Genomic DNA, 21,201 nt, shown 5'->3' on the forward strand with positions numbered 1-21,201 from the left:
TATTAAATCAACTATAACTTGCCCTAAATGTGGTCATAAAAAAGAAGAAGAAATGCCAATAACAGCTTGTCAATTCTTTTATGATTGTGAAAACTGTAAAGAAGTCTTAAAGCCAAAAGAAGGTGATTGTTGTGTGTTTTGTTCTTATGGAACTGTAACTTGTCCGCCAATTCAAGAAAATAAAAGTTGCTGTTAAGGTGTTATGTAGAATAGAACCTAAAAGTTTAAAACGACCTCTATATAATTTTGGCTAAAACAATAGGTGAGTGGAGCGTCCATATTTTAGGGGGCTAGTAATACATAATCTTAGGAGTTTCTATTTTACAATACAACTAAAACAGTCTTAAAAAGTTAGCCTGTTTCCTAAAATATAGCGTAACGAGCCGTACATTGTTTCCAAAATTATATGCAGTCTTGAATTTTTGTTTCTTTTGTTTCAAGACAAAAGATATAATAAAACCTTAGAGAGTTCAAAAGTTGAATTTCTATTTGACATAATGTTAGAAGTACTAAATAAAAGAAGTTTAATCGGTGTTATGCATGAAACAAGTGTATAGAAATTTTAAGCATGGATTTGAGCAAAGGAAAATTTTATACTCTTGTGGCAACACAACGAAAAGCTCGTGAAAAAAATATAACGAGAATATCCTCACCAACGTAAAGTTCAAAACGAATCTAAAAGCTAGCTTTTTTTTGGCGTTGGCAAGCGATGGATAATTGTGTTTAAAAAAATTACTGCGATAGCATAATTATTTTTAAAAAGCAATCGAGAGCTTGGCAGCGGCAATTTTACATAACGACTAATTATAGTTCATAATGTATAAACGTGAAGCTTCTTGAGAATCGCTTATTTAAAAATTGCTGAATGATTGTACGGAATATTAAAATTATACGAAAAGCCAAACACGACTGCTTAATGACCCCAGTACTACACACCAAATAGAAACGAACACATTCTGGGATATTTTACATAGTATAAAATTATAACTATCCAATGTTATGAAATACATTTGTACTATAATTAATATTATGTAAAATATAATTTTAGCACTCCATACTTCTATTACTTCGTTAATGTTAAATTTCCTCTAAACTTATAAGTTCTTCTTTTATTATACGACCGATACTATTATATTTGTTTTGCCTTTAATTTACATGAGAATAATGAAGCCTAAAACGAAGTCTAAATCTAAGACTGATAAAAAACGAATACACTTACTACATCAGTATTATAGCTATACTGGGTTTTATAGTTTTGTTTGGGAAGCTGTTAAAAAAGCGTTGCCTGTTATTATTATACTTGTCGCTGGAATTTATGTATTAAATCATTTTTTTAATATCAATGATGCTTTGGTGCGTATAACAGAAACGCTTCCAGCATATGGTGTTCTCACATTTTTCTTTGTATCGGAAACGCTTTTAGGTATTATACCTCCAGAGGTTTTTATTGCCTGGTCTGGAAAAATGCCAAGCCCTTGGATATATCTTGGTTTTTTAGCTTTTTTATCTTACTGTGGAGGTCTTATCTCTTACTGGTTGGGCGTTTTTATTACAGAAACCCCTAGTGTTCATAACTATTTAGAGGTTAAAATGGCAAAACAGCTTAAGAACTCTAAAAAATGGGGAGGGTTCCTCATTGTTGTAGGCGCTTTATTGCCACTACCCTTTTCTATATCCTGTATGGCTGCTGGGATTATTCACTTTCCATTTAAAAGCGTAGTCCTTTATGGTTCTTTACGTTTATTGCGTTTTGCGATTTATGGGCTTATTATTTTTAATGTCCTATAAAAGAGGCTAAAATCTAGGCTCTTAAGCTTCCACATTGTATTTTTGTATTTTAAAAAATATCTATGTTATCATTTATCAATATATTTAGATTGGTTGCTTTTTTAGAAGGCATCTCCTATATTTTACTATTATTTATAGCAACACCAATTAAATACCTTATGGGTGACCCTCAATACGTTAAATTATTAGGAATGCCACATGGCTTATTATTTGTCGCTTATATAGCTCTTGCTTTTATGTTAAAAAAAGATTTTAATTGGGATACGAAACAATTTACTACGGTTCTTATAGCATCCATTATACCTTTTGGAACTTTTTATATCGATAGAAAATATTTAAAACGCCTTAACTAATGCAAGAAATTGTCCAAAATGAGGTCGTTGATAAGGCTTTACCTGGAGATAGTTACCGTCATTTAATCTATGAGTATCTGACCAAATTAGGCGTTTCTGAAAATACAGCAGAATACCTAAACATGTTGGGGCTTCTCTTTATATTAATCATCGTTGTATTTATTATTGATTTTGTGATTCGCAAGATTCTGGTAAAAACCTTTTATAAGTTTGCTTCAATATCAAAAACAAATTTTGATGATCTGTTGGTAGATAATAAAGTACCACGCAATATCGCCCATATTATTCCGCTTCTTATTGCCATGGAATTCACGCCAATCATTTTTAGGGATTTCCTAAATTTTGATGGTGTTATTGAAAAAGGACTTCAAGTATTTGCTATTATACTAACACTATGGATAGTAAGGAGTTTTCTAAATACTTTAAAAGATTACTTTAAGACGCTTCCTCGTTTAAAAGATAAGCCTATTGATAGTTACATTCAGGTTTTTATGATTTTTGCGTGGGTTGCAGGCTTTATGTCAGCTATAGCGATAATTACGGATACTCCTTTTATCAAATTCCTAACAGCTCTTGGTGCGGCTTCAGCAGTGATTATACTCATCTTTAAAGATACTATCTTAGGATTTGTTGCAAGTATCCAAGTATCTATTAATGACATGGTACGTATTGGCGATTGGATTACATTTGAAAAGTATGGCGCAGATGGTGATGTGATTGAAATTAACTTAGCAACTGTTAAGGTTCAGAATTTTGATAAAACGATAACAACCATTCCCACTTACGCATTAATTTCTGATTCTTTTAAGAACTGGCGAGGCATGATGAGTTCTGGTGGTAGACGTATTAAGCGGTCTATATCAATTAAAATGGACAGTGTACATTACCTTACTAAAGAACAATTGAATGCCCTTAGTGGTATTCAACTTATAAGTACCTATTTAGAGCAGCGTCAGGCAGATATTAATAACTTTAACAATACACATAATATTGATAAAACGAAGCTGTTAAATGGAAGAAATCTTACCAATTTGGGGGTTTTTAGAAAGTATGTTCAGACTTATGTGGAGAAGCATTCTGCAATTAACAAGGATATGACTATTATGGTACGTCAGTTAGCTCCTAGTGCTCAAGGCATTCCCATTGAGATTTATGCTTTTAGTAGTGATAAGCGTTGGGCAAATTATGAGTATATTATGGCTGATATATTCGATCATTTAATAGCAGCACTTCCCTATTTTGATTTAGAAGTTTTTGAATATCCTTCAACTATTAAATTGAATTCATAAAAAAAGGCCTGCGTTAATTAGCACACAAGCCTTAAGTTTTTATATAAATAATTATAATGCTATTTTACAAATTTAGCAAAACCTTCTATGGTCTTATAAATGTATAATCCAGAAGATAAATCAGAAACGTTTATAGTTCTTGAACCTTTACCTTCTTTGGCAACAGCACCCATGATGTTATATATTTTATAATCAGAAGCTTCAGGTACATTTAAATTACCTTCTTTAACGTATACTCGGATTTCTTGTACATCAAAATCATTGTTACTCAATACTGGGTTAACAACCATGTTTCTTAAATTTACTCCAAGGTAACCGTCTAATGGATTATTGGAAGGATTTAAAATATCAGCAGCATCTGCTGCAGGATTAGTGAAATGAGCAGTTTTAGGCTGAGCCCAGTCAAAATCATTTTTATCACCATTATTGAAAAACCTGAATTCATAAGTCTCACCAGAAGGTAGAGCAGAAGAACTTACTAAGTCTTTTTGTCCACAAACATTAGGTGGTCCTACGCAGCCACCTATTTCAGTAACCTTATTATCGGCTGGCCAAACAAAGGTAGCATTAACACTACCAGGTGTTGTGCCTGATCCTGTAGATCCGTAATCAATATCTATAAATCCTGTTAAAGGATAATTTCCAACCCTTAGATAGAACGCATAAGTACCTGACAATGCTGATCCATCACTAACTTGATAATCAATAGTAAATGTCGCATTCTCTCCGGGCGTTACAGAGGATGGTGGAGTAACACCAATAATTGTTAGAGTTGGCTCTTGAGCAAACCCTAGTGTGGCAGATAAAAAAGTTAGAACAACTAGAGAATCTTTAAGTAATTTTTTCATCATGTTTTTTAGTTTAAATAATTTATTATAAAATTATGATGATTATAGATACAAAAGTTCATCAAAATTAACTTAGAGTTGTATAGAATTACCCAAAAGCTACGAAAAAACTGAAATAAAGAAAATTAGCTACCTTAATTTTATGTCTAAAATATTTTATAAATAAAGTTTTTAAATATTTTCAGCCAACCAGTCTCCTACCTCACTAGTCCCATATGCTTTTCCTCCATTAGCTAAATCTTCTGTAACAACACCTTCTGCTAATGATTTGTTTACAACATCTCTAATAGCAGCACCTTCTTCGGGTAAGTTAAAAGCTGTTTCAAACATCATAGCAGCAGATAATACCGTTGCTAAAGGATTTGCAATATTTAGCCCTGTAGCTTGAGGATACGATCCGTGAATAGGCTCAAATAAAGCAATATCACTTCCCATAGAAGCCGATGGCATCAATCCCATAGATCCTGAAATTACAGACGCTTCATCTGTTAAAATATCTCCGAATAAGTTTTCAGTAATTAATACATCGTAGCTATTAGGCCATTGTACCAATCTCATGGCAACAGCATCAACAAATTCATAGCTCACTTCTACTTCTGGATAATCTTTTTCCATAGCTTGAACTGTTTCTCTCCATAAACGAGATGTTTCTAAAACATTCGCTTTATCTACGCAACATAGTTTTTTAGAACGCGTCATGGCTAATTCAAATCCTTTTTTAGCTAATCGTTGCACTTCTTCTCTTGTGTACACGCAGTTATCATAAGCTGTTTCGCCTTCATCCCTTCTCCCCTTTTCTCCAAAGTAGATACCACCAGTCAATTCACGTAAAAACACTAAATCCGTGCCTTCAATACGCTCTTGTTTTAGTGGCGATTTATCTATTAATGATGGAAATGTAAAGGTGGGTCTTACATTGGCAAATAAGCCTAATTTTTTACGCATTTTTAATAAGCCTTGCTCTGGACGTACCTTTGCAGATGGATCGTTATCGAAACGCGGATGACCAATAGCACCAAATAAAACGGCATCTGAGGCCACACATACATCGTGGGTTGCATCTGGATAAGGCTCTCCAACAGCATCAATGGCTGCGGCACCAGTTAATGCTGGTTTCCAAGTTATTTCGTGTCCAAATTTTTTAGCAACAGCATCACTTACCTTTACAGCTTGATCTATTACTTCTGGTCCTATACCGTCTCCGGCTAAAAGCGCAATATTAAATTTCATTTATTTTGTTTTATTGTAATCTTAATTAATAATAATGTTCAGCATTTTTTCGGTCGCCTTAATAGCAGACACGGTCTGATCTGAATCTAAACCACGTGTTTTAAACTCTTTTTCAGGATTCTTATTTTTCCAGGTAATAATAGTTTCACACAAAGCATCAGAATGACTCCCTGGGGGTATTCTTACGGCATAATCTATCAATCCAGGCAATATCATGTCTTTCTTCTTGAAGATACTTCTAATGGCATTCATAAAGGCATCAAATTGCCCGTCACCTGAAGCATTTTCTTCAAAAGTTTCGTTGTTTATGGTAATAGAAACCGTTGTAGAAGGTTTTAAGCCTTTTGAATGTGTTAGCACATAAGAATTAACTTTTACCTTTTCTTCATATGTATAATCCAAAACATCAGATATAATATATGGTAAGTCTTCTTTTGTAACCACTTGTTTTTTATCACCCAACTCAATAATACGTTGGGTTACCTTTCTTAAGTCTTCATCATTAAGCTGAAGCCCTAATTCCTGTAAATTCTTCTGAATATTAGCTTTTCCAGATGATTTCCCCAATGCATATTTACGAGTTCTTCCAAAACGTTCTGGCAATAAATCACTGAAATATAAATTATTTTTATTATCGCCATCGGCATGTATACCTGCCGTTTGCGTAAATACATTAGCACCAACTACAGGTTTGTTAGCAGGAATCATAACCCCGGAAAACGTTTCAACTAATTTACTAACGGTATATAAAACGGTTTCATTTACGCCAACTTTTATTTCGGGCATAAAATCATTAATAACGGCAATAGTGCTTGACATTGGTGCATTACCAGCGCGTTCACCCATCCCATTTATGGTTAAGTGAAGTCCGTCTGCACCAGCCTTAAGCGCTTTCATAACATTGGCTACCCCTAAATCGTAATCATTATGGGCATGAAAATCGAAATGTAAATTCGGATATTTATCCTTGATTTCTTTTACAAAATCGTAAGATTCTTTAGGTGTAATAACGCCCAAAGTATCTGGTAACATAATACGTTTTATAGGCTGCGTTGAAAGGAATTCTAAAAATTCAAAAACGTAGTCTTTAGAATTACGCATACCATTGCTCCAATCTTCTAAATAGACATTGGTTTCTATGCCTTTTTCTTTAGCTAATAAAGCTACTTGTGAAGTTTCTTTAAAGTGCTGATTAGGTGTTTTTTTAAGCTGATGAGTTAAATGGTTTAATGAACCTTTAGTGAGTAAATTTTGAACCTTAGCACCAGCTTCAATCATCCAATCTATTGAGACTCCTTTATCAACAAACGTGAGTACTTCAACGGTATGTAAATAATCATTTTCCTTAGCCCAATTCGTAACATCCTTTACAGCTTGAAGCTCACCTTCTGATACTCTGGCAGACGCTATTTCTATACGGTCTACTTTTAACTCTTCTAATAAAAGTTTTGCAATGGTTAGTTTCTCTGAAGCAGAAAACGACACGCTCGAGGTTTGTTCACCATCGCGCAATGTCGTATCCATTATTTCTATTTTCTTCATTGCCATTTATAGCATCAAACCATTTGCAAATGTTTCTATATCGCCTTTTATGTTTTGTAAATAATCAATATCATCAAAACCATTAAGCATATTATCTTTTTTGTAACTATTTATATCAAAAGATTCTTGTGCTCCTGTAGATTTTATAGTAATAGTTTGCTCTGGTAAGTTTACTTCAATTTCTGTATTAGCATCTTTATATATGGCATCAAAAATTTGCTCAGAAAATTCAGCACTCACTTGTACAGGTAAAACCCCTATGTTTAAACAGTTGTTCTTAAAAATATCAGCAAAAAAGCTAGATACTACACAACGAAATCCATAATCATAAACCGCCCAAGCTGCATGCTCTCTAGAAGAACCAGAACCAAAATTCTTTCCTCCTACTAAAATTTTACCACTATAAACAGGATTGTTTAGTACAAAGTTTTCTTTTGGCGTATCATCAGCATTATATCTCCAGTCTCTAAATAAATTATCTCCAAAACCTTTACGCTCTGTCGCTTTTAAGAATCTTGCAGGTATAATTTGATCGGTATCAACATTTTCTAGAGGTAATGGAACCGCTGTGCTTGTTAGTGTATTAAATTTGTCGTATGCCATGTTTTTTAGTATTCAGTTGCCAGTATTAGTTGGCAATATTTTTAAATTATATTTTATATGAATCCTTCAAAAGTTCCCTTTTGGGATTATAATAAGTCTCTTGGATCGGTTACTACACCTGTAACTGCTGCAGCTGCTGCCACTAATGGGCTAGCAAGTAATGTTCTGGAACCAGGGCCTTGACGCCCTTCAAAGTTTCTATTAGAAGTACTTACTGCATATTTTCCAGCAGGAACCTTATCATCATTCATTGCTAAACAAGCAGAACAACCCGGTTGCCTTAATACAAATCCAGCTTCAGTAATAATATCTAAAATACCTTCTTCTTTAATTTTATCTTCTACTTCGTGAGAACCAGGAACTAACCAAGCCGTAACATGATCTGCTTTTTGTTTTCCTTTGACGATTGAAGCAAACGCTCTAAAATCTTCAATTCTACCATTAGTACAGCTTCCCAAAAATACATAATCAATCTTTTTACCAAGCATAGAATCGTTTTCTTCATAGCCCATATAGTCTAAAGACTTTTTGTAAGTCGCAACACCACCTTCAACAGCATCAGCATTAGGAATGTTATTAGAAATACCAATTCCCATGCCCGGATTTGTACCATAAGTAATCATTGGTTCTATATCGCTAGCCGAGAACGTTAATTCTTTATCAAACGTTGCGCCTTCTTCTGTTTTTAAGGTTTTCCAATGTGCCACTGCCTTATCCCAAGCCTCTCCTTTTGGAGATAGTGGTTTGTCCTTTAAATATTCGAAAGTGGTTTCATCTGGTGCAATCATACCACCACGAGCACCCATCTCTATAGATAAGTTACAAACAGTCATACGGCCTTCCATAGTCATGTTTTCAAAAACATCACCTGCATATTCTACAAAGTACCCTGTAGCACCAGAAGTGGTTAATTTTGAAATAATATAAAGCGCTACATCTTTAGGTGTCACACCCTTTCCTAACTGCCCATTTACATTAATGCGCATTTTTTTAGGTTTTGGTTGCATGATACATTGTGTAGATAATACCATTTCCACCTCAGATGTTCCAATACCAAAAGCTATAGCACCAAAAGCGCCGTGTGTCGATGTATGTGAGTCTCCACAAACGATGGTCGCACCAGGAAACGTAATACCATTTTCAGGCCCTACAACGTGAACAATACCATTTTTTTTATGACCAAGTCCCCAATGGCTAATACCATATTCGTTAGAGTTATCTTCTAAAGCTTTTAATTGATTTGCCGATAACGGATCTTCAACAGGTAAATGCTGATTAATAGTTGGTGTATTATGATCTGCTGTAGCAAATGTACGCTCAGGATACAGAACGCTTAAGCCTCTGTTTTTTAAACCTAAAAATGCTACTGGACTTGTTACTTCGTGTATAAAATGACGGTCTATGAAGAAGACATCTGGTCCGCCTTCAATCTTTCTTACAACATGCGAATCCCACACTTTGTCAAATAATGATTTACTCATAAAATATTTTAAAATTTAATGTATTGTATAAAATAGGTAAGCAAATTTATGAAAAACTGCTTTTTTTTTGCAGTCTTTTAGGTGTATAAGACACTTTGGTATTAAATTTTTATAAAATAACTAATGAATGGTCTATTTTTTAAATAAAATGCAATATTTTATTAAAATCGCTTATAATTTTAAAACAGGATATTAAAGCAATGTTTGTTGTTTGCTTTCATTAGGAATAGTAAGCGCATAACCTAGTTCGCTGTTTAATTTTTTTATAAAATAAGCAGATAATAATGGGGACTCTTTTTCTATGTTTTGATGAATAAAAAAATCAATTTCCTTAATACCAGAATCTTTCCAAAGTTTTAATCGTTTCACCCAATCATCCAGACGAGAATAGTCGGTGGCATGATTAGCACCTACATACCTAACAAATGCGGTGGCATTGGTTAAACGCATATGCATTAAATCGCGTCTACCTGCCGTATCTACAATAACATTTGAGATGTTGTTTGCTTCTAAGAGTTGATATAATTCTTCTGCTATCGTCTTATCATTATACCAATCCGTATGCCTAAATTCAATGGCTAAGGGGATTTCATTTGGCCAATTTTCCACGAAAGTGACTACCTTATTAAAATCCTTAGGAGCAAAATTGCTATGCATTTGCAAAAAAATAGTTCCCAGTTTTTCTTTTAAATTAGAAGCATTGTATAAATAATTCTCAACAATTGCCTGCGTTTCATTTAATCGTTTCCAATGACTTATTTCCTGATTTAATTTGGGGAAAAATTTAAATCCTGCAGGTGTTTTATTATACCAGGTAGCAAATTGTTCGGCTGGAAAAATTCTATAGAATGTGGCATTTAACTCAATGGAATTGAATTGTCTAGAATAATATGCTAACTCATCTTTGGTACCTCTTGGATAAAACCCTTTGAGATCTGCCCTATTCCATTTTGCACACCCTACATAAATTTCGGGAATGTTATCATCTTTTACTTTACTTAATACTTTATTGGTCTCTAAATGATCTTCAGGTAAAGTAAAATCAATTATTTCTGGGTTGTCTACTCTTCCAAATTTCATATATATACATTATGTTTGTTTATCGAATTCAAATGTAGTAAAAATGTTATGCTTTAGAGCATTTAGATTTACTTAGGCTGAAAACTTTTGACACTAATTTTACGAATTAAAAATCTACAAATTAAAAAATAATAGTTACTTGTGTTTTAATTTTTATAACGTATTGACTGTTCACTGAATACTGAATATTCCTCTCAATCCCCAAAGTAAAAGTTGAAATAAAAAAAGGAGTTTTATCGCAAATAACAAAAATTTAACAATTAGGTTTAAAAATATTTTATACATTTGGAACGTTCATTTCAAATAGATATGCCAAAAGTAGAAACATTTAATAAAGAGTTAGTCTTAAAACAAGCTACTGATGTTTTTCATGACAAGGGATTTAATGCCGCGTCCATGCAAGACCTAGTAGATGCTACAGATCTTAATAGATCGAGTATATACAACTCTTTTGGAAGTAAATTAGATTTGTTTTTAGAGTGTTTAAAATCATATAAAGAAATGCATTCTACAAGAATATCGGAGACTTTAGAAAAGGCTCATAATCCATTACATGCTATAGAGCTTCTTTTTGAATATTATTTGAATGAAATTATTAATGACAAAGAAGATAAAGGTTGTTTGATTACCAATTGCACATCAGAAATGGCAAATCAGGAACCATCCATTACAAATTTTTTATGTTCTAATCAGATTTTTTTTATTGGATTTTTAGAAGACCTGGTTCGTAAGGGTCAGGAAGAATCAGCCATTAACCTTAACAGAACTCCAAATGAATATGCCCTATATTTATTTTCGTCTATTCAAGGTTTTAGAACTGCTGGAATACTAATCTCAAACAAGAGCAAGTTGAAAACTATTGCAAAAACAATTATACAAACATTAATTTAATTTTTTTTAACCTTATTTGAAACGATTGTTTCAAATAAAAATATATTACTATGAGTAAATTAAAAAACAAAGTCGCCATTATTACTGGCGCAAACAGTGGAATTGGCTTGGCTACTGCCAAATTATTCTTAGAGGAAGGCGCTAAAGTTGTTATCTCTGGAAGACGACAAGAAGCCTTAGATGAAGTAGCAGAAACACTAGAAGGGGATTTTATAACTGTTCTGGCAGATGTATCGAAACCCGAAGATAATGTCAAGCTTATTAAAGAAGCTACAAATGCTTACGGAAACATTGATGTATTATTCCTTAATGCTGGAATAGCTCCTGTGTCTCCAACTACAGAGGTTACAGCAAATCATTATGACGACGTTTTTAATACTAATGTTAGAGGGCCTATTTTAGCTACAAAAGAAGCTTTACCTCATATAAATGATGGTGGAAGCATATTATTTACTGGTTCTATTGTGAAGGACAAAGTATTTGATGGTTTTGGTGTATATTCTGCCAGTAAAGGGGCTCTACGCGCTTATTCAAAGGTGTTGACCTCTGAAGTGAAATCCAGAGGAATTCGTGTCAATACGATTGCTCCAGGACCTATTGACACCCCTATTTATGGAAAATTAGGTTTACCTGAGGATGTGTTGGAAGAAAACGGGAAAAACTTTGCTGCAATGGTACCTCTTGGGCGTTTTGGAGTTTCTGAAGAGATAGCAAAAACGGCTTTATTCCTGGCTTCTGATGATGCTTCTTATGTAAATGGTATAGACCTAGCGGTTGATGGTGGTTTAAGTCAGGTTTAAAACTCTAATCAAGGCTGAAAAATACTCTTTTTCAGCCTTGTTGTTAATAAACTCGTTAACAATTATAAATTTGGTGATACGTTTTAAGTTCCTATAATCTATATTTTTATGAAAAACTAAATTATGAACACCAGACAATTTAATCTTAAAAGTATCCGCCCAGAAGTACCTTCTACGACTATTAACGATACCATGACTAGCGATGAGCGTTTTCAAAACCTGGTTTTAAGACCTATTGTAAAGTTACAAAGTGACTTATTAATTGCTGTTTTTAAAAATTATGTAGTGAAACACAAATCGGTTTTTTATGATTTATCTACCGAAAAGCGCATTATTTATATTGAAAATGCGATTCAAAAAGACATGAAGTTTAGAAATGCTTTAAAAGGAATGATTATTGGTCAGTTCACGGTTGAAGAATATCAATTATACATACAAAATTCGTCTGCTTTAAATAAACGAATGATGCGTATTGTTAAAGAACGCTTACTTAGTAATATTCAACTTTTAGAAAACCCAGAATTACTTGCTGCTGTTTAGTTTTAAGTATCTAAAAGTACAAACGAACCCTGTCATTACGAGGAGAGAATCGACGCAGTAATCTTTTGAATTTGAACTTTTCCACACCAAACGCAAGCCTAAATTAGAGACACGCCATTTAAATCTGTGGTAAGTACATCACTCATGTAATCAAAATAAGGTCTAATAGCCTTAAATGATTCGTTTACATCTTTTATAAAATTAGCATCCAGAACTTCTTTATCCGTATACTTCTTAGTAAATATATATTGCTTCTTTTTTATAAGATCAATGGCTTTATGCTCTTTACTAAAACCTTTTGGGGCAGTTTTTACCTCGTCTCCAACAAATGTGTCACCCCACACGCTATTAAACTTTTTATTTGCTAAGATTTCACGAATTTCACTATCATCCATTTCAAATTCCTTTCTAATTCGCAATAAATCGGCTGGAGCTGGTTCCCAAAAACCCGTAGCAATAAAACTTTCGTTATTGGGTTGAATATGAAGATAATATCCACCTCTTAATCTTGGTTTGGTTCTATGGAACGAACCACCGAAATGTGTTTTATAAGGATCTTTGTTTTTTGAAAAACGCACATCTCTATAAATTCTAAACATTTTTAACTTATCGATTTCATCATGTGTATTAAGCGCATCAAAAATAGTGCTATAGACTTGTTTAACTTCTGCTTCCATGGTTTTAAATGCTTTCTTTCGTTCATTAAACCAGTCTCTATTGTTATTTTTTTCTAATTTTTTAAAAAAATCTAATGCTTCTTTTGGAACTGTTATACTCATGTTTATTGCGTCTTTTGAAAGTTGATTAATACTCTTAAACAAGGTTCACGTTATTTAAATAATGTGAGGTAAATTACAAAAATCACTTTATTATTCAAATTCAATTTTGTTAAGAATCAGTCCTGATGCTGGAGCTATATACTCCATTCTTGTTTCACTACCGGGTAATAGGCTTGTTTTTATGTCTTCTATAGATAATTTACCTTTTCCCAAATCGATTAGTGTCCCCATCATTAATCGTATTTGATTTCTCATAAATCCTTTACCTCTCACTCTTAGTAAAAAGGTGTTTTCAGGAAAATAATTTGCTGAATACATGGTGTTTTCTACTAATTCACATAATAGGATTTCCCTATTGTAAATACCATTATCTGTGGGCTTATAGCAATAAGATTTAAAGTAGTGCTCACCTTCAAAAAGTTTTGCGCCTTGTTTCATAAGACCAATGTCCAGATTGTCGAGGATAGTCGTCATTATTGGCGCACAAAATGGGTGGCATTTCTCGCCACAGGTAAATAAATAAAGATACTCTTTAATTTTTGAGTGATTTATTATATTGAATTCAGCGTCTACTTCTCGTATACTGGTCGCTCTTATGTCTTGCGGCAGGTTATGATTAAACAGATCTAAAAAAGAATCTTGATCTTCAATGGGTTCAAATAGAAACAACTCAAAGGCAGCATTTTCAGCAGACACCATTGCATCAGTTCTCCCGGAACTTAAACTTTTAAACCGCTTACCTTCGAGAATAAAATTTAAGGTCCTGTCTACCATCAAATGCAGCGTTTTTACATTGGGTTGCTTTTGCCAACCGTGAAAACGATATCCTAAATATTGGATAGTAAAAACGTAAAAATATTTTTTCATTTTTTAATATTAATCTGATTCGAAAAATACGTTGTTTATTAATTGTGACAAAAAATTTATAGCTTGTATATCTAACTTAACTAACTAAACACTCATAATTATGACTAAAACATCAACTAATAAACCACCTGATTGGTTTTGGATAGTGTAAGTGTTATTGCTCTTATTTGGAAAAGATTTACTTATTATTTAATGTGAGTTCGACATAAAATTTATAAAAAATAGACAAAAGCTCGTCACCCTGAGCGCAGTCGAAAGGTTTTAAAAATTCAGTTGTTTTAATTAGGTTTCGACTTTAGTTTATACTGAGTACTTCGACTGAGCTCATTATAAACTATAGCCGAAGTACTCAACCTGACATTTGAATATAATTAACTGATTTTCATTTAAATAAAGCTAAAGTTGTATCGAATTCACGTTATTTACTTTTCTTTGCTAGTCCAAAGAAAAGTAATAAACTTGCCTGCCATGCCTTTGTGTCGGAAGGCAGGGAACCCCGTCTTTATGAGATGTCTCGAAAATTTATCTTGAGTACTTCGACTGTGCTCAGCATAAACTAAAGTCGAAAGGCTCATGCTTCGCTCCGTCGACATGACAAATGGCTGTATTTTAAATAATTAACTTAGCTCTTTTGAGTGTTATTATATTACTGTTTAGGAGTCCATATTTATGGATACACTGCAACTGTCGGCAGGCAGGAATAGTGGTTTAGTTTATCCAGCATCCATCCCAAGGTGTATTTGGTTGTAATGGTATATCAAAAGCTTCTCCATTGTATGTGTTGCCATTAGCGCTTCCTGAAACTTCCAGAAAACGATATGCCCAGCACTTTTGTGGGTGCTCTACCCTATTATTTTCTAATGTTAGATTTGTCATTTCTTTAAATACCAGATGTCCATTGTTGAGATAATTATCTCTAACTACTAAATCGGCTCCTTTATACATGTAAAACCCGCAGTTATTACAGGTGTTATCATAAATATAAGTTGTCGCCGGGTTTGTTTTTGGACTATCATCAGAATACATAATAATGCCATTCCAATTGTTAACTGAAACTGTTGTCATGGTAATATCGTTATTTCTAATAGTAAGATCTCCTTTTTTCCAATATACTATAGGGCCATCTATATATTGACTTTCTTTTCCTTGCAGTAAAATATTGTTTTCAATAATTACATTTTTTCCATCTGTATTTACAATATCGCCCCCTCGGTTATGGTGAAAATAATTATTTCTTATGGTTATATCTTGACTGTTATAGCTTAAGCTTTCTACATCAATCCCGAATTGAGGAGAGGTGCCTTTGGTATGATGAATTTCGTTATTTTCTATTAAAACATCTGTGCCACCAACAATGGAGACCCCTTGTCTGCGGTTATCAACCATATTATTTCTTCTAATGTCAATGTGTTTTACTGAAGAACCTGCTCCTTTTTGACCCACCAAAAGAATAGCATCTCCATTTGCTTTTCCTAAAGTGACATTTTCTACAGTTACATATTCACTTTCATTCTGAATACAAATTAAATGCCCTTCATCATGAACCGTTGAGCCGTCACTTTTTCTAGGAGTATATTCATGGTTTTCCCTGTCTCCTAAAATAGTTCCTCCAGAAATAACCACATGTGCTTTTTCTGTTACTGTTATAGCACAGTAATTCCACTTATTATTGGGAGCCATTTCTATAATGGCGTTTTGGTCTAATAAAAATGCCATATTACTTTTTAGTTCTATACCAGCCTGATAAATATCATTGCCATATTTACCAATCAGGTAATGACCTTCGGGTAAACAAATCTGTCCGTAGCCTTCTGATACAGCCCAATCGATAGCTTTTTGAATATTATCGGTTGTTCTCTCAGGATCTTTTCTATCATTTGGAATGTCCCATCTTTCTAATTCTATGATGTATTTTTCCGTTGGAATTTCATTATAGGACATGGTCTCTATAGGGGACATTGCACCCATAAAAGGATTAGGATTGTTGGTATCTGTGGGGCTTAATTCTGAATTAACAAATACCTGTAAGTCTTCTGAATCTTCGAAACATGAATACATGCAAAGTGCTAAACAAAAAAGAAGCGTATATCTTTTTATATTGAAATAAGGAGTCATTAATAAGTAGAATTTGAGGTTATTAATAAATCTACGTAGTAAAACAGAAAAAAGATTATGATTTATAAAACAAAAGGTATTAGAGTTTTCTAATACCTTTTGTTAATATTTTAAATCAGGAATGCTATCTAGCATCGTAAGCATTGTAAGCAGCTAATTGTTTTGAAGTTAATAAGCTTCTTTTATAAGCCATTGTTTCGCTAAGTATAGGTGTCATAGCTTCTCTGTATGCTTCTTTCTTCTTTTTCTTTGATCTAGGTAAGTCATTTTCAAAAAGAACGAGTTTTTTATAAGCTTCCTTAAGTTTTAATGTTTGTTCCTCGGTTAGCTTTAATGATTTATCATTCTCTGTCAACATAACATTATCTTTCTTAATCAATTCATTTATCTGGCTATCAACATCTTGCTGAGCAAATGTAACTGATGAGGCCATTATGAAAAATAATAATGATAGGGTTGTTTTTTGTAGGTTCATGGGTGCAATAATTTAAATTATAGAGTAAATATAATAAATTTTAATTATTTGTGTCTTCCTTTTAATTCTTCCTCTATATCTTTTAGGGAGAATCCTTTAGCCTGCAACAGCATTAAATAGTGAAATAATAAGTCTGCAGATTCATATAAAAAGAGCTCATCATTGTTGTCCATAGCTTCAATAACGGTCTCTACAGCCTCCTCTCCTACTTTTTGAGCGACTTTATTAATGCCTTTATCAAATAGGCTTGCTACATACGATTTTTTGGTGTCTTTATTTGCAACACGTTCTGCTATAACGTCTTCTAAAGTAGAGAAAAAGCCGTAAGTTGATGTATTTTCGGTTTGCCAACAGGTATCTGTTCCTTTATGGCATGTAGGACCAACAGGATTTACTTGTATTAAAAGGGTGTCGTTGTCGCAATCATTTTTTATATCAACTAGATTTAAAAAGTTTCCACTTTCTTCACCTTTAGTCCATAAACGCTGTTTACTTCTACTAAAAAAAGTAACCTGTTTGGTTTCAATTGTTTTTTGATAGGCTTCTTCGTTCATATAACCCAACATTAATACATTTTTTGTTGTGGCATCTTGAATGATTGCTGGGACGAGAGCCCCCTCTAAATCCCCCCAAGGGGGAGAAATAATATTTATATCTTTTTTATTTATCATAACTTTAATTTTTTACTCGCAATAAATTCACCTTTGAGACAAGGGGATTATAGTCGTACTTCTATGTTATTTGCTTTTAAGTCCTTTTTTAATTCTGGAATTGGTATTTCACCAAAATGAAATACACTAGCTGCCAAGGCTGCGTCTGATTTTCCTTCTTTAAAAGTATCTATAAAATGCTGTATATTTCCTGCTCCTCCAGAGGCTATAATTGGAATATTTAATTCTTCAGATAATTTGGCTAAAGCTTTATTTGCAAATCCATTTTTAGTACCATCATGGTTCATCGATGTAAACAAAATTTCTCCCGCACCACGCTCTTCAACTTCTTTTGCCCATTCAAATAAATCAATTTCGGTAGGAATACTTCCGCCAGCTAAATGTACTTTCCATTGTCCTTCAATTTCTTTGGCATCTATAGCAACAACAACGCATTGGCTTCCAAATTTATCCGATAATTCATTGACCAAATCCGGTCTTTTAACGGCTGATGAATTTATCGACACTTTATCTGCTCCACATTGTAACAGGGCATCAACATCTTCAACAGAAGATATGCCTCCTCCAACTGTAAAAGGGATATTTACTTGTTCTGCAACATGTAATACCATATCTAATGTGGTTGCACGATCTTCAAGTGTTGCCGAAATATCAAGAAACACTAATTCATCTGCTCCAATGTCTGCATATTGTTTTGCCAGTTCAACAGGGTCTCCAGCATCACGTAAATCAACAAAATTGACTCCTTTCACCGTTCTCCCATCTTTAATATCTAAGCAGGGTATGATTCTTTTTGTTAGCATGATTTTTTTTATTTTTAATTTCCGCAAAAGCGGAAATCTTAATGTTTTACTTTCTATAGTAGCCCCTTGTAAAAACAGGAATTACAAAATAATTACACAAATTTTTCTAGTTCGAATAGGCTTATTCTGTTTTCGTATATGGCTTTGCCAATAATAACCCCTTCACAACCAATTTCTTTTAAAATTGGTAATTCTTCAATAGATGATATCCCACCAGAAGCTATCAGCTTTATCGATTGATCGCTACTACTATTTGAGCATTCTGAAATGATTTGTTTATACAATTCTACGGATGGACCTTCAAGCATCCCATCTTTTGAAATATCTGTACAAATAACATATTTTATGCTTTTCTTTTGATATGATTTTATAAACGGAATGACATCTTCTTTACTTTGCTCCATCCACCCACTAATTGAGATTTTTCCATTGTCACTATCTGCACCTAGAATGATTTTTTCGGCACCGTATTTATTAATCCAACCTTCAAAAGTTTCCGGGTCTTTTACAGCAATACTGCCTCCTGTGATCTGTTTTGCGCCAGAATTAAAAGCAATATGCAAATCTTCGTTTGTTTTTAATCCGCCACCAAAATCAATTTTAAGATTCGTTTTTGACGCTATTTGCTCAAGTACTTTATAGTTTACAATATGTTTTGCCTTGGCACCATCCAAATCAACTAAGTGTAAATGTTGAATGCCAGAACCTTCAAACATTTTGGCAACTTCTAAAGGGTTTTCATTATATACTTTTTTAGTGTCGTAATCTCCTTTGGTTAATCGAACACATTTTCCGTCTATTATATCTATGGCTGGTATAATTCTCATAATATTTCCTGAAAAGGCAGGAACTTTTTAATTAATACTTATTTTTTTACTTCGACTGTGCTCAGTATGGCATATAAAATATTTTTAACTACTTCTCTTATTTTATTGATCAAAAATCATAAATCTAAAAAGTTTTGTAAAATTTTTGCTCCTGCTAAACTACTCTTTTCTGGGTGAAATTGCACACCATAAAAATTATTGTGTTGTAAAGCCGAGGCATAGTTAATGCCATAATCCGTTTTTGCAATAGTTTCATCGCAATGTTCGGCATAATAACTATGTACTAAATACATATATTCATTTTCTTTAATTCCAGAAAACAAATCGGATTTTAAGTCTTTGATAACATTCCATCCCATTTGAGGAACTTTTACATCATTTGTAAAACGTTTTACTTTAGTTCTAAATATTCCAAGACCTTTAGTGTTTCCTTCTTCGGTCGATTCGCATAATAACTGCATGCCTAGACAAATGCCTAAAACGGGTTGCTTTAAAGTAGGGATGAGTTTGTTTAATCCACTGCTATGAAGCATGGCCATTGCCGAACTTGCCTCTCCAACACCAGGGAAAATAATTTTATCTGCTGCTAAAATTTCATCGGGATCATTTGATAAAATAGCCTCAATTCCTAAACGCTTAAAGGCAAATTGAATGCTTTTAATGTTTCCTGCTCCGTAATTAATAATTACAAGTTTCAAATCTTTAATTTTGCTTTAATTAGTTCTTTTTGGGATTTAATTTTTTACGATTTACAAAACACCTTTTGTGCTTGGTAAAATCATTTTCTCAACATCACGCTTTACTGCCATCTTTATAGCTTTTGCAAAGGCTTTAAAAATAGCCTCGATTTTATGGTGTTCGTTTTGTCCTTCGGCTTTAATGTTTAAATTACATTTAGCGCCATCTGTAAACGATTTAAAGAAATGGTAAAACATTTCTGTTGGCATTTTGCCAATCATTTCACGCTTAAAATCTGCTTCCCAAACAAGCCAGTTTCTTCCTCCAAAATCAATAGCCGCTTGTGCATAACAATCGTCCATAGGTAAACAAAATCCATAGCGTTCTATGCCTAGCTTATTACCCAAAGCGGTATTAAATAACTCGCCTAGAGCAATGGCTGTATCTTCAATCGTGTGATGTTCATCAACTTCCAAATCACCATCAACTTTTATGTTAAGGTCTAATTGTCCGTGACGCGCTATTTGGTCTAACATATGATCGAAAAAGGCAAGACCGGTATTAATATCACTTTTCCCCGTTCCATCCAAATTTACCTGAATGGCTATCTTGGTTTCATTAGTGTTTCTAATAATTTCTCCAGTACGAGCACTCGTTTTTAAGAAGGTATAGATGGCTTCCCAATCATTGCTTTCTAATGCGATATATGGATCTAATTGCTCTCTTTTTACAGTGATTTCATCGGTTCCTAAATGAGTCTCGTCATTTATGAAAATGCCTTTAGCTCCTAAATTTTTTGCTAATTCTATGTCTGTAAGCCTATCGCCTATTACAAACGAGTTTTCCAGGTCATAATCATCAGAAAAATACTTTGTTAGTAGCCCTGTATTTGGTTTTCTTGTTGGTGCATTGTCTTTTGCAAAGGTTCTGTCTATAAACTGTTCTTTAAAAACAATGCCTTGATCTTCAAAACATTTAATAATGAAGTTATGAATAGGCCAAAAATCAGTTTCTGGAAACGCTTCTGTTCCTAATCCATCTTGATTTGTAACCATGACGATTTCATAGTCTAATTCTTTAGCTATTTTACCTAAATATTGAAATACTTTAGGGTAGAATTCTAATTTATCTAATGAATCTATTTGTTCATCAGCGGGTTCTCTGATAATGGTGCCATCACGATCTATAAATAATACTTTTTTCATCTTTTTGTCATTCCTGCGTAGGCAGGAATCTTTTTAATTTAAACTTAATGTTTCTAATTCTGGATTAGAATTTTTAATAAGATTCCATTTCCATTCTTTATGCCAATTTTTTAATTGTTTTTCTCTCAATTTAGCTTCTTTAGTATTTTCAAATTTTTCATAATATATTAAATATGAAACACTATATTTTTTTGTAAATACAGCACCTTTTCCTTTTTGATGCTCGCTAATTCTTCTATTTAAATCATTTGTATAACCGATATATAATACGGTTCTATTTTTATTAGTAAGAATGTAACAATAATGTATTTGTTTCAAATTAGTCTTCCATATTTA

The 21,201-nt window shown here is 33.2% G+C and carries 23 protein-coding genes; 7 read left to right on the forward strand and 16 right to left on the reverse strand.

Annotation, left to right across the window (positions count from 1 at the left end; translation table 11 throughout):
• The first annotated feature begins 1 nt into the window (after nt 1).
• From Q4Q34_RS17020 to Q4Q34_RS17035, 4 genes are all read left to right on the forward strand, one after another.
• Nucleotides 2-196 carry a GDCCVxC domain-containing (seleno)protein gene (locus Q4Q34_RS17020; RefSeq protein ID WP_303318041.1) on the forward strand — a complete coding sequence of 65 codons (195 nt, stop codon included), beginning with the start codon at nt 2-4 and terminating at the stop codon, nt 194-196.
• 968 nt (nt 197-1,164) lie between these two features.
• Nucleotides 1,165-1,788, forward strand: a complete 624-nt coding sequence (locus tag Q4Q34_RS17025; RefSeq protein WP_303317617.1) for a YqaA family protein — start codon at nt 1,165-1,167, stop codon at nt 1,786-1,788.
• A 62-nt stretch (nt 1,789-1,850) separates the two neighbouring features.
• Nucleotides 1,851-2,141, forward strand: coding sequence for a DUF3817 domain-containing protein (locus tag Q4Q34_RS17030; protein WP_303317618.1), 291 nt, complete (start codon nt 1,851-1,853; stop codon nt 2,139-2,141).
• Complete coding sequence (locus Q4Q34_RS17035) at nt 2,141-3,430, forward strand: mechanosensitive ion channel family protein (protein ID WP_303317619.1); 1,290 nt, start codon at nt 2,141-2,143, stop codon at nt 3,428-3,430. The genes Q4Q34_RS17030 and Q4Q34_RS17035 overlap by 1 nt, the downstream gene beginning before the upstream one ends.
• A gap of 59 nt (nt 3,431-3,489) precedes the next feature.
• Here Q4Q34_RS17035 and Q4Q34_RS17040 read toward each other — a convergent pair whose 3' ends face one another.
• The 6 genes from Q4Q34_RS17040 to Q4Q34_RS17065 all read right to left on the reverse strand — a co-directional run bounded on the left by Q4Q34_RS17040 (nt 3,490) and on the right by Q4Q34_RS17065 (nt 10,214).
• Nucleotides 3,490-4,281 (reverse strand): T9SS type A sorting domain-containing protein, encoded by a 792-nt coding sequence (locus Q4Q34_RS17040; protein ID WP_303317620.1) that lies wholly within the window; start codon nt 4,279-4,281, stop codon nt 3,490-3,492.
• 168 nt (nt 4,282-4,449) lie between these two features.
• Nucleotides 4,450-5,508: a 3-isopropylmalate dehydrogenase gene (gene leuB, locus Q4Q34_RS17045; RefSeq protein WP_303317621.1), complete on the reverse strand. Its 1,059-nt coding sequence runs from the start codon at nt 5,506-5,508 to the stop codon at nt 4,450-4,452.
• 21 nt (nt 5,509-5,529) lie between these two features.
• Complete coding sequence (locus Q4Q34_RS17050) at nt 5,530-7,056, reverse strand: alpha-isopropylmalate synthase regulatory domain-containing protein (protein ID WP_303317622.1); 1,527 nt, start codon at nt 7,054-7,056, stop codon at nt 5,530-5,532.
• Nucleotides 7,057-7,653, reverse strand: a complete 597-nt coding sequence (leuD, locus tag Q4Q34_RS17055) for a 3-isopropylmalate dehydratase small subunit (RefSeq protein ID WP_303317623.1) — start codon at nt 7,651-7,653, stop codon at nt 7,057-7,059.
• A gap of 86 nt (nt 7,654-7,739) precedes the next feature.
• Nucleotides 7,740-9,134 (reverse strand): 3-isopropylmalate dehydratase large subunit, encoded by a 1,395-nt coding sequence (leuC, locus tag Q4Q34_RS17060; RefSeq protein WP_303317624.1) that lies wholly within the window; start codon nt 9,132-9,134, stop codon nt 7,740-7,742.
• Between the two features lie 192 nt (nt 9,135-9,326).
• Nucleotides 9,327-10,214: a DUF72 domain-containing protein gene (locus tag Q4Q34_RS17065; RefSeq protein ID WP_303317625.1), complete on the reverse strand. Its 888-nt coding sequence runs from the start codon at nt 10,212-10,214 to the stop codon at nt 9,327-9,329.
• 285 nt (nt 10,215-10,499) lie between these two features.
• Between Q4Q34_RS17065 and Q4Q34_RS17070 the strand changes: the two genes are divergently transcribed.
• The 3 genes from Q4Q34_RS17070 to Q4Q34_RS17080 all read left to right on the forward strand — a co-directional run bounded on the left by Q4Q34_RS17070 (nt 10,500) and on the right by Q4Q34_RS17080 (nt 12,445).
• A complete protein-coding gene (locus tag Q4Q34_RS17070) occupies nt 10,500-11,105 on the forward strand; it encodes a TetR/AcrR family transcriptional regulator (protein WP_303317626.1) in 606 nt (201 codons plus the stop codon).
• Nucleotides 11,106-11,155: 50 nt separating this feature from the next.
• The gene (locus Q4Q34_RS17075) at nt 11,156-11,905 is read left to right on the forward strand and encodes an SDR family NAD(P)-dependent oxidoreductase (protein WP_303317627.1); all 750 of its coding nucleotides are present in this window, start codon (nt 11,156-11,158) and stop codon (nt 11,903-11,905) included.
• A 123-nt stretch (nt 11,906-12,028) separates the two neighbouring features.
• Nucleotides 12,029-12,445, forward strand: coding sequence for a glyoxalase (locus tag Q4Q34_RS17080; RefSeq protein WP_303317628.1), 417 nt, complete (start codon nt 12,029-12,031; stop codon nt 12,443-12,445).
• 98 nt (nt 12,446-12,543) lie between these two features.
• Here the strand turns inward: Q4Q34_RS17080 and Q4Q34_RS17085 are convergent, their stop codons facing one another.
• From Q4Q34_RS17085 to Q4Q34_RS17130, 10 genes are all read right to left on the reverse strand, one after another.
• Nucleotides 12,544-13,224: a DUF2461 domain-containing protein gene (locus Q4Q34_RS17085; RefSeq protein ID WP_303317629.1), complete on the reverse strand. Its 681-nt coding sequence runs from the start codon at nt 13,222-13,224 to the stop codon at nt 12,544-12,546.
• 90 nt (nt 13,225-13,314) lie between these two features.
• Nucleotides 13,315-14,091 carry a tRNA pseudouridine synthase A gene (locus tag Q4Q34_RS17090; RefSeq protein WP_303317630.1) on the reverse strand — a complete coding sequence of 259 codons (777 nt, stop codon included), beginning with the start codon at nt 14,089-14,091 and terminating at the stop codon, nt 13,315-13,317.
• A 708-nt stretch (nt 14,092-14,799) separates the two neighbouring features.
• Nucleotides 14,800-16,206 (reverse strand): right-handed parallel beta-helix repeat-containing protein, encoded by a 1,407-nt coding sequence (locus tag Q4Q34_RS17095; RefSeq protein ID WP_303317631.1) that lies wholly within the window; start codon nt 16,204-16,206, stop codon nt 14,800-14,802.
• Between the two features lie 124 nt (nt 16,207-16,330).
• Nucleotides 16,331-16,681 carry a hypothetical protein gene (locus tag Q4Q34_RS17100; RefSeq protein WP_303317632.1) on the reverse strand — a complete coding sequence of 117 codons (351 nt, stop codon included), beginning with the start codon at nt 16,679-16,681 and terminating at the stop codon, nt 16,331-16,333.
• A 44-nt stretch (nt 16,682-16,725) separates the two neighbouring features.
• Nucleotides 16,726-17,352 (reverse strand): bifunctional phosphoribosyl-AMP cyclohydrolase/phosphoribosyl-ATP diphosphatase HisIE, encoded by a 627-nt coding sequence (gene hisIE, locus Q4Q34_RS17105; protein ID WP_303317633.1) that lies wholly within the window; start codon nt 17,350-17,352, stop codon nt 16,726-16,728.
• 47 nt (nt 17,353-17,399) lie between these two features.
• On the reverse strand, nt 17,400-18,155 hold the full coding sequence (gene hisF, locus Q4Q34_RS17110; protein WP_303317634.1) for an imidazole glycerol phosphate synthase subunit HisF: 756 nt from the start codon (nt 18,153-18,155) through the stop codon (nt 17,400-17,402).
• Nucleotides 18,156-18,247: 92 nt separating this feature from the next.
• The gene (gene hisA / locus Q4Q34_RS17115) at nt 18,248-18,982 is read right to left on the reverse strand and encodes a 1-(5-phosphoribosyl)-5-[(5-phosphoribosylamino)methylideneamino]imidazole-4-carboxamide isomerase (protein WP_303317635.1); all 735 of its coding nucleotides are present in this window, start codon (nt 18,980-18,982) and stop codon (nt 18,248-18,250) included.
• 116 nt (nt 18,983-19,098) lie between these two features.
• Nucleotides 19,099-19,680: an imidazole glycerol phosphate synthase subunit HisH gene (gene hisH, locus Q4Q34_RS17120; protein WP_303317636.1), complete on the reverse strand. Its 582-nt coding sequence runs from the start codon at nt 19,678-19,680 to the stop codon at nt 19,099-19,101.
• Nucleotides 19,681-19,731: 51 nt separating this feature from the next.
• Nucleotides 19,732-20,865: a bifunctional histidinol-phosphatase/imidazoleglycerol-phosphate dehydratase HisB gene (gene hisB, locus Q4Q34_RS17125; protein WP_303317637.1), complete on the reverse strand. Its 1,134-nt coding sequence runs from the start codon at nt 20,863-20,865 to the stop codon at nt 19,732-19,734.
• Nucleotides 20,866-20,898: 33 nt separating this feature from the next.
• On the reverse strand, nt 20,899-21,183 hold the full coding sequence (locus tag Q4Q34_RS17130) for a GIY-YIG nuclease family protein (protein ID WP_303317638.1): 285 nt from the start codon (nt 21,181-21,183) through the stop codon (nt 20,899-20,901).
• Between the last annotated feature and the right edge of the window lie 18 nt (nt 21,184-21,201).

Origin of the sequence: Flavivirga abyssicola (assembly GCF_030540775.2) — a bacterium.
Lineage (GTDB): Bacteria > Bacteroidota > Bacteroidia > Flavobacteriales > Flavobacteriaceae > Flavivirga > Flavivirga abyssicola.